Annotated in this window: 10 protein-coding genes; all 10 read left to right on the plus strand. The window is 55.5% G+C overall.

Translation table 11 applies throughout. From position 1 onward, the window contains the following. A partial coding sequence (locus tag NG42_RS23695) for an acyl-CoA carboxylase biotin carboxyl carrier protein subunit (RefSeq protein WP_241488386.1) occupies window positions 1-156 on the plus strand: 156 nt, incomplete at its 5' end. Window positions 157-166: 10 nt separating this feature from the next. Next, window positions 167-883 carry a GntR family transcriptional regulator gene (locus NG42_RS19695; protein ID WP_052902422.1) on the plus strand — a complete coding sequence of 239 codons (717 nt, stop codon included), beginning with the start codon at window positions 167-169 and terminating at the stop codon, window positions 881-883. A gap of 31 nt (window positions 884-914) precedes the next feature. Next, window positions 915-2,183: an urea ABC transporter substrate-binding protein gene (urtA, locus tag NG42_RS19700; protein WP_052902423.1), complete on the plus strand. Its 1,269-nt coding sequence runs from the start codon at window positions 915-917 to the stop codon at window positions 2,181-2,183. 60 nt (window positions 2,184-2,243) lie between these two features. After that, the gene (urtB, locus tag NG42_RS19705; protein WP_052902468.1) at window positions 2,244-3,809 is read left to right on the plus strand and encodes an urea ABC transporter permease subunit UrtB; all 1,566 of its coding nucleotides are present in this window, start codon (window positions 2,244-2,246) and stop codon (window positions 3,807-3,809) included. Beyond that, window positions 3,809-4,885 (plus strand): urea ABC transporter permease subunit UrtC, encoded by a 1,077-nt coding sequence (urtC, locus tag NG42_RS19710; protein WP_052902425.1) that lies wholly within the window; start codon window positions 3,809-3,811, stop codon window positions 4,883-4,885. The genes urtB and urtC overlap by 1 nt, the downstream gene beginning before the upstream one ends. Continuing rightward, on the plus strand, window positions 4,878-5,669 hold the full coding sequence (urtD, locus tag NG42_RS19715) for an urea ABC transporter ATP-binding protein UrtD (protein WP_052902426.1): 792 nt from the start codon (window positions 4,878-4,880) through the stop codon (window positions 5,667-5,669). Before urtC ends, urtD begins: the two co-directional genes overlap by 8 nt. Before the next feature lies 1 nt (window position 5,670). Next, a complete protein-coding gene (gene urtE, locus NG42_RS19720) occupies window positions 5,671-6,369 on the plus strand; it encodes an urea ABC transporter ATP-binding subunit UrtE (RefSeq protein ID WP_052902428.1) in 699 nt (232 codons plus the stop codon). Window positions 6,370-6,617: 248 nt separating this feature from the next. Then, window positions 6,618-10,571 carry a non-ribosomal peptide synthetase gene (locus NG42_RS19725; protein ID WP_052902429.1) on the plus strand — a complete coding sequence of 1,318 codons (3,954 nt, stop codon included), beginning with the start codon at window positions 6,618-6,620 and terminating at the stop codon, window positions 10,569-10,571. 120 nt (window positions 10,572-10,691) lie between these two features. Beyond that, window positions 10,692-11,453 (plus strand): DNA-binding transcriptional repressor DeoR, encoded by a 762-nt coding sequence (gene deoR, locus NG42_RS19730; protein WP_052902430.1) that lies wholly within the window; start codon window positions 10,692-10,694, stop codon window positions 11,451-11,453. A gap of 131 nt (window positions 11,454-11,584) precedes the next feature. After that, a complete protein-coding gene (ettA, locus tag NG42_RS19735) occupies window positions 11,585-13,252 on the plus strand; it encodes an energy-dependent translational throttle protein EttA (RefSeq protein ID WP_072133270.1) in 1,668 nt (555 codons plus the stop codon). Window positions 13,253-13,282: the final 30 nt, after the last annotated feature.

A 13,282-nucleotide genomic window follows, 5' to 3' on the forward strand; every position in this document is an offset into this window, starting at 1 on the left:
GGTGATGAAGTGGCGGCAGGCCAGCCACTGATTGTCGTCGAAGCGATGAAAATGGAACTGGCGATCCATGCACCGCAGGCGGGTCGCGTGAAGCGTATTGGTTGCCAGCCGGGTCGTCCGGTGAGTCCGGGTGACGCCCTGCTGTGGCTGGAATAAGGAGTGAATTATGCAACAGGTCAGCTTTCATCAGAAACGCGGTAAAGGTCGCCCGGAAGTGCTGGCCGAACGCATTTATCAGACGATTAAAAATGACATTTTCGACTTTCGCCTGATGCCTGGCGACCGCTTCAGCGAAAGCGAACTGGCGCAACGAATGGGAGTCAGCCGCACGCCGGTGCGCCAGGCGCTGTTCTGGCTCGAGCGCGAAGGCTATGTCGAGGTGTGGTTTCGCAGCGGCTGGCAGGTGCGCCCGTTCGATTTCGAATATTTTGAAGAGCTGTATGACCTGCGCATCGTGCTGGAGCGCGAAGCGGTGCGCCGCCTGTGCGGCATGCCGCCAGGGCGCAGTGCGGAACGGCTGGCGGAACTGAAAACCTTCTGGATCGACCAACCGCGGCTGGAAGAGGGAAAAACCGTTTCGCCGCATGACGAAGGTTTTCATATGACGCTGGTCAGCGCCGCAGGAAACAGCGAGATGGCGCGTATTCACGCCGACTTAACTGAAAAAATCCGCATTATTCGTCGCCTCGACTTTACCCGTGAGGATCGCGTTGATGCCACTTATCGCGAGCACGCCGCCATTCTGCTGGCGGTATTAACGCAACAAACCGAGGAGGCGCAACGCATCCTGACCGCTCACATTTCGGTAAGTAAAGCCGAGGTCAGGCAAATCACCTTACATATGCTGCAACAGGCAAGACGGCAAACCGCGTCATCAGAATAATTCTAACCACTACTTTTAAGGGTTTTGTGAGATGAAAAGACGTTCACTGTTAAAAGCATTCGCACTTTCCGCCACGGTAGTCAGCATGGGGATGGCATGGGCAGTTCAGGCGGCAGAGACGATTAAAGTCGGCATCATGCACTCTCTCTCCGGCACCATGGCGATTTCGGAAACGCCGCTGAAAGATGTCGCCCTAATGGCGATTGACGAAATCAACGCCAAAGGCGGTGTGCTGGGCAAAAAGCTGGAACCGGTGGTGGTTGATCCGGCGTCGAACTGGCCACTGTTTGCGGAAAAAGCCCGACAGTTACTGACGCAGGATAAAGCCGCCGTGGTGTTTGGCTGCTGGACGTCGGTCTCGCGCAAATCGGTCCTGCCGGTGTTTGAGGAGCTGAATGGCCTGCTGTTCTATCCGGTGCAGTATGAAGGTGAAGAGATGTCGCCAAATGTGTTCTATACCGGTGCGGCACCGAATCAGCAGGCGATTCCGGCAGTGGAATACCTGATGAGTGAAGATGGCGGTGAAGCGAAACGTTTCATCCTGCTGGGCACCGACTATGTCTATCCGCGCACCACTAACAAGATTCTGCGCGCCTTCCTGCATAGCAAAGGCATCAAGGACCAGGATATCAAAGAGGTCTATACGCCGTTTGGTTACAGCGATTATCAGACCATTGTGGCCGATATCAAAAAATTCTCTGCTGGCGGCAAAACCGCAGTGGTTTCGACCATTAATGGCGATTCCAATGTGCCTTTCTATAAAGAGTTGGCGAATCAGGGCATTAAAGCGACTGATGTGCCGGTGGTGGCTTTTTCGGTGGGCGAAGAAGAGTTGCGCGGTATCGATACTAAACCGCTGGTCGGTAACCTGGCCGCCTGGAACTACTTCCAGTCGGTCGAAAACCCTGCTAACGCCAAATTCGTCGCCGATTACCGCGCTTATGCCAAAGCGCACAAACTGCCGAATGCTGACACCGTAGTGACCAATGATCCAATGGAAGCCACTTATGTGGGCATTCATATGTGGGCACAGGCGGTAGAGAAAGCCGGCACCACCGACGTGGATAAAGTGCGTGATGCGATGGCCGGGCAGACCTTCGCGGCACCGGATGGTTACACACTGACCATGGATAAAACCAACCATCACCTGCACAAACCGGTGATGATTGGCGAAATCGAAGATAACGGCCAGTTCAACGTGGTATGGCAGACAGAACAACCGGTGCGCGCCCAGCCATGGAGCCCGTATATCGCCGGTAACGACCAGAAGCCCGATCATCCGGTGAAATCAGCACAATAACCCAGCTATAACGCCCCTTCTCCGCATGCCGGGGAAGGGGTTCAAAGAGTGGTGATTATCATGACGCGAATACTTTTATTGCTGACGTTGCTGTTCGGTATGCCATTCACCGCACAAGCTGGTCCGGCTGCTGATTACGCTGCCGCCAGCCGTAGCGAACAGGCAAAACTGTTACAGCAATGGGCGGCAGCGCCGGATGCCAGCCGCCTGCCGCTGCTGGAGGCATTACGCCGCGAGTCGGTGGTTATCGACCAGCAGAAACAACCGTACAGTATGCTCAATGGTCAGTTGACGCCGCTTGAAGGCGCGGCAAAACCCAGCGGCGCGACCAAGAAACTGTTTATCAATAACCGCTTGCGCGTTCTGACAATTAACGCGCTGGCTTCTCACCAGTTAGTCAGCGACGACGTCGCCACGCGTCTGCGTGCCGCTCGCGCATTGCAAAACGATGCGGTCGCCGATCAGTTACCGTTGCTGAGCCAGCGGCTGGCAGCAGAACAAAACGGTGATGTTCATGCCGCACTGGCGTTGGCGCTGGCGAATCTGCAACTGAGCGACAGCAATCCGCAGGTGCGACTTAATGCGGTAAAACTGCTGGGTGAAAGCAGCGATCCGCAACTGCAGGCCAGCCTGCAACGGCTCACTCAGCCCGATTATGAGGCCAGTGCCGACGTGCGCGCCGCCGCTGCCGACAGCCTGAAACAGATCAAACAGCGCCTGATGTGGGGTGACTTACTCGGCCAGGCCTTTACCGGTCTGTCACTCGGTTCAATTTTACTGCTGGCGGCGCTGGGACTGGCGATCACCTATGGTCTGCTCGGCGTGATTAATATGGCGCACGGCGAAATGCTGATGCTCGGTGCCTATGCCACCTGGCTGGTGCAGTCGATGTTCCAGCGGTTCGCGCCGGAGTGGCTGGCGTACTACCCGCTGCTGGCGTTGCCGGTGGCATTCTTTATCACCGCCACCATCGGCATGTTGCTGGAACGCACAGTAATTCGTCATCTTTATGGTCGGCCACTGGAAACGCTGCTCGCCACCTGGGGCATCAGTCTGATGCTGATTCAGCTGGTGCGTGTGCTGTTTGGCGCGCAGAACCTTGAGGTGGCGAATCCGACGTGGCTCTCAGGCGGCCTGCAGTTACTGCCAAATCTGGTTCTGCCCTACAACCGTATCGCGGTGATTTTGTTTGTCACCGGCGTGCTGATCCTGACCTGGCTGCTGCTGAATAAAACCCGCCTCGGCATGAATGTGCGCGCGGTAACGCAGAATCGCGCAATGGCCGACTGCTGCGGCGTGCCGACCGGACGTGTCGATATGCTGGCATTTGGTCTGGGATCGGGGATTGCCGGACTGGGCGGCGTGGCGCTGTCGCAGCTGGGCAACGTCGGCCCGGAGCTGGGCCAGGGCTATATCATCGACTCCTTTCTGGTGGTGGTGTTAGGTGGTGTCGGCCAACTGGCGGGCACGGTGGTCGCGGCGCTTGGACTTGGCATTCTGAACAAGGTACTGGAGCCGCAAATGGGTGCGGTGCTCGGCAAAATTCTGATTCTGGTGCTGATCATTCTGTTTATTCAGAAACGACCGCAGGGACTGTTTGCATTTAAAGGGCGGGTAACTGACTGATGACACAACCCATCACACTGAGCGTGGCGCAGAAAGCCCCGCGATTGACGCTGGGGATCGGCACGATCGCGCTACTGGCGCTGTTGATCCTGCCGTTCCTCGCCTTACTGCCCGCGAATAATCCCCTGGCAATCTCCACCTACACCCTGACACTGATCGGCAAGATCCTCTGTTATGCGATTGTGGCCGTCGCGCTGGATCTGGTCTGGGGTTACGCCGGTTTACTGTCGCTCGGCCACGGCCTGTTTTTTGCGCTCGGCGGTTACGCAATGGGGATGTACCTGATGCGCCAGGCGGCGGGCGATGGCTTACCGGCGTTTATGTCGTTTTTATCCTGGAGCGAGCTGCCGTGGTTTTGGGCAGGCACCCAGCATTTTGCCTGGGCGCTATGTCTGATCATGCTGGTGCCGGGTTTGCTGGCGCTGATCTTCGGCTGGTTTGCTTTCCGATCAAAAATCAAAGGCGTTTACTTCTCGATCATGACACAGGCGCTGACCTGGGCCGGTATGTTGCTGTTTTTCCGCAATGAAACTGGCTTCGGCGGCAATAATGGTTTCACCGGTTTTACTACCCTGCTCGGCTTCCCGGTCACCGCCACCAGCACGCGTATCGGGTTGTTTATCGCCACCGTACTGCTGCTGATTATCAGCCTCGGCATCGGTTTTGCGCTGGCACGCAGTAAGTTTGGTCGGGTGCTGACCGCCGTGCGCGACGCCGAAAACCGCCTGATGTTCTGCGGTTATGACCCGAAAGGTTTTAAGCTGTTTGTCTGGACGCTGTCGGCGGTACTGTGCGGCCTCGCGGGAGCGCTGTATGTACCGCAAGTCGGGATTATTAACCCCGGTGAGATGTCGCCCACCAACTCTATCGAAGCCGCCATCTGGGTAGCATTAGGCGGCCGCGGCACCCTGATTGGGCCACTGTTCGGCGCAGCTATCGTGAATGGTGCCAAAAGCTGGTTCACCGTGGCTTTCCCTGAATACTGGCTGTTTTTTCTCGGCCTGATGTTTATTCTCGTTACGCTGTTTCTGCCGCGTGGCGTTATCGGGCTGTTGCGCCGGAGAAAACATGACTGACCAACTGTTTACCCAACCCCATCCCGCGGATCGCTTCCGTCAGCACAGCGATCCGCTGCTGCAACTCAACAATATCAATGTCTCGTTTGATGGCTTTCACGCGCTGACCGATCTGTCATTGAATATTGGCGTTGGCGAACTGCGCTGCGTGATCGGCCCGAATGGTGCCGGAAAAACCACGCTGATGGATGTGATTACCGGAAAAACCCGGCCAGACAACGGCCAGATTACTTACGATCAGGACACCGATCTCACCACTCTGTCGCCGGTGGAAATTGCCCGTATTGGCATTGGCCGCAAATTCCAGAAACCGACGGTATTTGAAGCGCTGTCGGTATTTGAAAATCTGGAAATCGCGTTAAAGACCGATAAATCGGTTTGGGCCTGCCTGCGTGCCCGACTCGACAGCGAACAGCGTGACCGCATCGATGACGTTCTGAAACTGTTACGCCTTGGCGCTGAACGCGCTCGCCCGGCTGGGTTGTTATCCCACGGGCAAAAACAGTTTCTGGAAATTGGCATGCTGCTGGTGCAGGAACCTCATTTGCTACTGCTGGACGAACCGGCCGCCGGAATGACCGATGCCGAAACGGACTATACCGCCGAGCTGTTTCGCAGCCTGGCCGGAAAACATTCCCTGATGGTGGTGGAACACGATATGGGCTTTGTGGAAACCATTGCCGATCACGTCACGGTGCTGCATCAGGGGCAGGTGCTGGCGGAAGGCTCATTGCGTGAAGTGCAGGCCAATGAGCAGGTTATCGACGTTTATTTGGGGCGCTGAAATGTTACAGGTATCTGAACTGAATCAATATTATGGCGGCAGCCATATTCTGCGCGGGCTGTCATTTGAGACCCGTCCGGGTGAAGTCACCTGCCTGCTGGGGCGCAATGGCGTCGGCAAAACAACCCTGCTGAAGTGTCTGATGGGTTTAATTCCGGCAAAATCAGGCACCCTCCGCTGGAATGATAAGGTGATTAACTCGCGCAAACCCCATCAGCGCGTGCAGGCTGGCATGGCTTATGTACCGCAAGGGCGCGAGATTTTTCCCCGTCTGACGGTAGAGGAAAATCTGCTGATGGGGCTGGCACGATTTTCAGGTACGAAAGCCAGACAGGTGCCAGACGAGATTTATCAACTGTTTCCGGTACTGCAAGAGATGAAGTCTCGGCGCGGCGGCGATCTTTCTGGCGGCCAGCAACAGCAACTGGCCATTGGGCGTGCGCTGGCCTGCAAGCCACAGTTGCTGATTCTTGATGAACCCACCGAGGGCATCCAGCCTTCGGTGATTAAAGAGATTGGCGCAGTGATCCGCCAGCTGGCTCAGCGCGGAGATATGTCGATTCTGTTGGTCGAACAATTCTATGATTTTGCCGCCGAACTGGCCGACAGCTATCTGGTCATGTCGCGTGGTGAGATCGTGCAACGCGGGCGCGGTGGCACCATGGAAGCTGACGGCGTACGCGGATTAGTCGCGATTTAATTCTGATATTATTGGCGTAAAAAGATTCAGTCATTTTTACGCCTTATTTTATTTCCCGCATCAGAGAATAAAAAGCAGACCCAGGTATTAAATAGAGATAATAATATCCAAACAAATAATATAATTATAAAATCAATCAATTAACTATTAATTAAAAAATCGTATTATTTCATCTCATCTTTTCAAAACCTTCATATACTTAATTTCTTTCACTGATAATTACCTCTGCCTTGCCTGGAGGCGCACGCATGTCTGTGTATCCGTTAACTACCGTACAGCAAGCCGTTTGGATCGATCAACTCCTGACGCCTGATATCCCCTGCTATAATATTGGCGGCGTCTGGCAGATACATCATCATGTTGAGCTAAAGTTATTTCAGCAAGCGATCGCGGAAATAATGCAGCAGCATGACGCACTGAAATTTATTTTATCGGAGACGGAACAGGGTATCGTCCAGACTATCAGCCATATTCATCCGATGACATTCAGCCATCATGATTTCAGCCTCTCTGAAGACGCGTTAAACAGCAGCTGGAAAAAACTCCGCCAGTTATTTATCCAGCCGTTCACGCTGTATGATTGCCTGCTCTGGCGCTGTCACGTGATTAAAGTCAGCGGTAACTTATCTCTATGGTTGATTAATGCGCATCATCTTATTGCCGACGGCTCTTCCATTGCGCTGCTCAGCCGACTGATTTTCGAACGCTATAAACAGCTACTGAACGGCAAGCCGCTGACTGTGCTCCCTGGCACTGGCTATGGCGAGTTTATTGCTTACGATCGGCACTATCTCGCCTCACCGCGCTATCAGCTGGATCGCGATTTCTGGCTCAACCGCTTTGAGGATTTTCCTCCCTCCGCGCTGGAGCGACGTCAGGGATACGGCGAGGAGAAAACCTGGCCGAGCAGCCAGATAATGCGAAACTTGCCGCTGGCACGCTATCAGCAGCTGGGCGACTACGCCGAGCGTCACGGCGCTTCGGTGATGCACTTTATGACCGCACTGCTCGCCTGTTGCCTCGGGCGATTATGGCAGGTTGATGATATTACTCTCGGGCTGCCGATCCATAACCGTAACGGCGCACGGTTTAAACAGACGCTGGGCATGTTCTCGTCGATGATCCCGCTACGGCTGATGCTGGACGCTCAGCAACCCTTTCCGGCGCTGATGCAGCAGGTCGCCACGGAACTGCGACGCTGCTATCGCCATCAGCGCTTCCCGATTGCCGAACTGAATCGTCATCTGCGCCTCGGCCAGCGCGGGCGTCGTCAGCTATTTGACCTCAGTTTTTCCCAGGAAATTTTCCTTACCGATATTGATATCGACGGTGGCGAACTGAAAAGCGCAGCCATGCATCATGGCTATGAACAAACGCCACTCTCTCTCTATCTGCGTCACTACCATCAGGCTGAGGATCCGAGTCTGGAGTTTCATTTTAATCAGGCATGGTTCAGCGATCAGGATGCCGATCGGCTGGCCTCGCGCATTCTGCATCTGCTGGAAGCAGTACTGGATGCGCCGTCAGAGCAACCTGTCGCCCTGCTGCCGCTACTGTTGCCGCAAGAGCAGCAGCAAATTTTACAGTGCTGGAATAACAGCGATCGTCACTGGCCGCTGCCGTTAACTATTCAGCAGTTTTTTGAGCAGCAGGCGGCGCGTACCCCGGACGCTATCGCCCTGTGCGGTGACAGTGCGCCGCTGAGCTATGCGCGGCTTAATCATCGCGCCAATCAGCTGGCGTGGTTTTTGCGCAGTGCGGGCCTTACGGCTGACGATCGCGTGGCGCTGTGCGTTGAGCGCGGCACACAGATGGTGATTGCGCTGCTGGGGATCCTGAAAGCCGGTGCGGCCTATGTGCCGCTGGATCCTGATTATCCGCAGGATCGACTGCGCCATATGTTGCAGGATTGTGGCGCAACCTGCGTCCTGGTGGATGATGCCGGGCAGCGCGCGCTACAGGCGATGAGAGATGATTGCCCGCTGGCGTATCATCTGTTCCACGACCTGCCACAATGGCAGCAGCAGAGCATCGAGAATCCGCCGCCGCTGCATGGCGATATCTCCCGCACGCTGGCTTATGTTATCTATACCTCCGGCTCTACCGGCCGACCGAAGGGAGTAATGATTGAACATCGTGCGGTGATTAATCGTCTGATGTGGATGCAGCACACTTATCAGTTATCACCACAGGATACGGTGCTGCAAAAAACCCCGTTCAGCTTCGACGTGTCGGTTTGGGAGTTCTTCTGGCCGCTGATGATCGGCGCACGGCTGGCACTGGCCAAAGCGGGCGGCCATCAGGACCCGGCGTATATCAGCGAGCTGATCGCCGCTGAGCAGGTGACCACGCTGCATTTTGTGCCTTCGATGCTTCAACTATTTTTGCGCTATGGCGAGATGACCGCCTGCCGCAGCCTGAAGCGAATTTTTTGCAGTGGCGAAGCGCTGCCGCTGGCGGCGGTCGAGCGCTGTCATCAGCAGTTGCCGGCAGCCGAATTGCATAATCTGTATGGGCCAACCGAAGCCGCGATTGATGTCTCTTACTGGCATTGCCAGCCTGAGGATCGCCGTCTGCCCGTACCGATTGGTTATCCGGTTGCCAATACCCGCTTATATATTCTTGATCATCAGCAACAGCTGCTGCCTGCTGGCGTGCGCGGCGAACTGTATATCGGCGGTATTCAGCTGGCGCGTGGCTATCTTAATCTCCCGGCACTGACGGCAGAACGCTTTATCGCCGATCCTTTCAGCGACGATCCGCAGGCGCGGATGTATAAAACTGGCGACGTGGCGCGCTGGCGCGAAGATGGCAGTGTTGAGTACCTTGGCCGTAATGATTTTCAGCTGAAGATCCACGGCTTGCGCATTGAGGCGGGTGAGATCGAGCAGCAGATCTGCGGCTTTCCGCAGATTGCTGATGCGGTGGTGATGGCCTGTGATCGCCATGACGGTAATCAGTGGCTGGTGGCCTGGGTTATTACGCCGCCGCAGCCTGATTTAACCGAGCGCCTGCGCACGCATTTACGCGCGACGTTACCGGAATATATGCTGCCGGGCTGTGTGGTGGCGCTTGAGGCGTTTCCACTTTCCGCCAATGGCAAACTGGATCGCACACGGCTGCCGCTGCCGCAACTGGCTGTCCCCCGTAAAGCATTTTGCCCTCCGGCTAACGATCAGGAGCGTCAGCTGGCTGACTGGTGGCAGTCGCTACTGGGAGTCGAGCAGGTCGATCGCGACGATGATTTCTTCGCCCTCGGCGGCCACTCGCTGCATGCCATCCAGCTGTTGCTGCTGCTTAAACGCGAAGGCATCAGCGCGGAGATGAAAACGTTGTTTATCCACCCGACATTGCAGGCGCAGGCGCGGGCGATTCACCAACATCAGGCGACAAGCCCGGCGGGTATCGCGGATATCACCCCCGCCGCCATGCAGAAGCTGCTGCGACAGCTGAATCAGCCAGCCGACAACTTTGTACTGATCCAGCCACTGAATACCGCGCTGACCAGCAACGATCTGTGGATGATCCATCCGGCGGTGGTCGGCTGCGAGATTTACCGCGATCTGGCGCGCGCTTTAACCGGCCACTTTAACGCTATTGGCGTCAATAATTACAACCTGTTTAATCATCCGCATATCAGCGCACTGCCCGCGCTGGCCAGCTATTATCTGCAACATATCTGGAACTATGGCCTGCCGCGCCACAAAACGGTGCGGCTGCTTGGCTGGTCGCTCGGCGGGATTATCGCGCTGGAGATTGCGGCTCAACTGGAGCAACGCGGCTTTAATGATATTCATGTCTTCCTGCTCGATAGCCTCTATCAGACCGAGGTTCAGCAACATATTGTGCCTGGCATGCTGGCACCGATTCTGGCGATGATGGGGATTACTGGCGAAGCTGCCCGACGTGGAGAGCAGGTGGAAAAAACCGAGATTAACATCAATAATCAGTGCCTTAGCGCCCCACTGCGGCACAGCAAAGTGACGCTATTTAAAGCCACCGAGTTTGTCGATTTAAGTGTCGCAGGCGGCGTCGACGGACGCGAAATCCTCGCTATTGCCGATAACGGTCTGGCGCAGGTCTGTCCGCAACTGGAGGTGATTCCGCTGGCGGTGAATCACCATTCCATCATTCTTTGCCATCAGGAGATTACCGACGCCCTGACTCAGCCGCAGTACAATGCCAGTAGCCGTGTTTTCTGATGTGATGCGCTTCGGTTCCGGCAGTGCGCGAGGTTTACGCGGCGTTCCGGTTAAAGGTAATATCAGGAACTTGCCCGTTACGCATCATGCGGCAAAGGATACTTATTAAGGAACGTCACCATGGAAACCCGGCGCGACGAGCGCGTGAATAAACTGGCGCAGGCATTAAAGCGCATCGACAAGATCCATCTGAAGGATGCCGCTCAGCTGCTGGGGGTTTCTGAGATGACCATCCGTCGCGATCTGAGTGAGCAGCCCTCTACGCTGGTGTTGCTTGGCGGCTATATTGTCAGCGATCCGCGTAACAGCCATGGTCACTACTTTGTCTCCGATCAGCAGTCGCAAAATGTCAGTAAAAAGCAGCAGCTTGGCCATCTGGCGGCGGCGCTGATTAACGCTAACGATACGGTCTTTTTCGACTGCGGCACCACTATGCCGTATGTGATTGATGCGATTGACGACAGCCTGCCGTTTACCGCCATCTGCTGTGCGATGAACACTTTCCTCGCGCTAAAAGAGAAAAGTGCCTGTAACGTGATTCTTAGCGGCGGTGAATTTCATGCGGATAACGCGATTTTCACCCCGGTGGGCCATCATCACGTGCTGGATGTGCTCTGCCCTTCTCTGGCATTTATTTCGGCGGCAGGCATTGATGCTGAACAGGGAGCGACCTGTTACAACCTCAATGAGTTACAGATGAAGCATTACGCATTGCAGCGCGCCCAGCGCAACGTCCTGCTGGCGGACAGCAGCAAGTTTGGCAAAGTGTTACCGGCGCGTATCGGCGAATTGCAGCTGTTTGATAGCCTGATCAGTGACAGCGCCCCGCCGCGCGCACTGGCGCAAAAAATGAAACAGGCTGAGGTTCAGATTATTACTTAACGCGGGCGGCAAAATCGACAGAATACTCTGGCCATCGGCTGTGATTAAGGGCGGAAAACAGCTAAACTTCGTCATCTGAGTGGGCAGTACCGCCCCAACAACAACACAGACCATAAGAGGCTCATTTTAACGTGGCTCAATTCGTCTATAGCATGCATCGCGTCGGCAAAGTCGTTCCGCCGAAGCGTCACATTCTCAAGAACATTTCCCTTAGCTTTTTCCCGGGCGCAAAGATTGGCGTACTGGGTCTGAACGGTGCCGGTAAATCTACCCTGCTGCGTATCATGGCCGGTATCGATAAAGATATCGAAGGTGAAGCACGTCCACAGCCTGGCCTGAAAATCGGCTATCTGCCGCAGGAACCTCAGCTGAATCTCGAGCACACGGTGCGCGAATCGATTGAAGAAGCGGTGTCTGAAGTCGTTGGCGCGCTGAAACGCCTCGACGAAGTGTACGCGCTGTACGCCGAGCCGGATGCAGATTTCGATAAGCTGGCTGCTGAGCAAGGCAAGCTGGAAGAGATTATTCAGGCGCACGACGGCCATAATCTCAACACTCAGCTGGAGCGCGCTGCGGATGCACTGCGCCTGCCAGACTGGGATGCGAAAATCGCAAACCTCTCCGGTGGTGAGCGTCGCCGCGTGGCGATTTGCCGCCTGCTACTGGAAAAACCCGACATGCTGCTGCTCGATGAGCCGACTAACCACCTGGATGCTGAATCCGTCGCGTGGCTCGAGCGCTTCCTGCACGACTTCGAAGGTACCGTTGTGGCAATTACCCACGACCGTTACTTCCTCGATAACGTGGCGGGCTGGATTCTGGAGCTGGACCGTGGTGAAGGTATTCCATGGGAAGGTAACTACTCCTCCTGGCTGGAGCAGAAAGACCAGCGTCTGGCACAGGAAGCCTCTTCCGAAGCCGCTCGTCGTAAATCGATCGAGAAAGAGCTGGAGTGGGTGCGTCAGGGTGCCAAAGGCCGTCAGTCGAAAGGCAAAGCCCGTCTGGCACGCTTTGAAGAGCTGAACAGCACGGAATACCAGAAACGTAACGAAACCAACGAACTGTTTATTCCACCAGGCCCGCGTCTGGGTGACAAAGTGGTTGAAGTCAACGGTCTGAGCAAGTCTTACGGTGACCGCGTACTGATCGACGATCTGAGTTTCTCAGTGCCGAAAGGCGCGATTGTCGGCATTATCGGCCCGAACGGCGCCGGTAAATCAACCCTGTTCCGTATGCTCTCCGGTCAGGAACAGCCGAACGGCGGCAGCGTTGAGCTGGGCGACACCGTTAAGCTGGCTTCCGTCGATCAGTTCCGTGATGCGATGGATAACGCGAAGACAGTCTGGGAAGAAGTCTCCGGCGGTCAGGACATCATGCGTGTCGGTAATATCGAAATGCCAAGCCGCGCCTATGTTGGCCGCTTTAACTTTAAAGGCGTCGACCAGGGCAAACGCGTTGGCGAGCTGTCCGGTGGTGAGCGCGGTCGTCTGCATCTGGCTAAGCTGCTGCAGGTTGGCGGCAACATGCTGCTGCTTGATGAACCAACCAACGACCTGGATATCGAAACCTTGCGCGCGCTGGAAAACGCCCTGCTGGAATTCCCTGGCTGTGCCATGGTGATCTCGCATGACCGTTGGTTCCTCGACCGTATTGCCACTCACATTCTGGATTACCAGGATGAAGGTAAAGTCGAGTTCTTCGAAGGTAACTTTACCGAATACGAAGAGTACAAGAAGCGCACCCTCGGCGCTGAAGCGCTGGAGCCGAAGCGTATCAAGTACAAGCGTATGACCAAATAGCATCACTGTTCTGAACGGGCGGCGAAAACG

The sequence above is a fragment of the Winslowiella iniecta genome, from assembly GCF_001267535.1.
Lineage (GTDB): Bacteria > Pseudomonadota > Gammaproteobacteria > Enterobacterales > Enterobacteriaceae > Erwinia > Erwinia iniecta.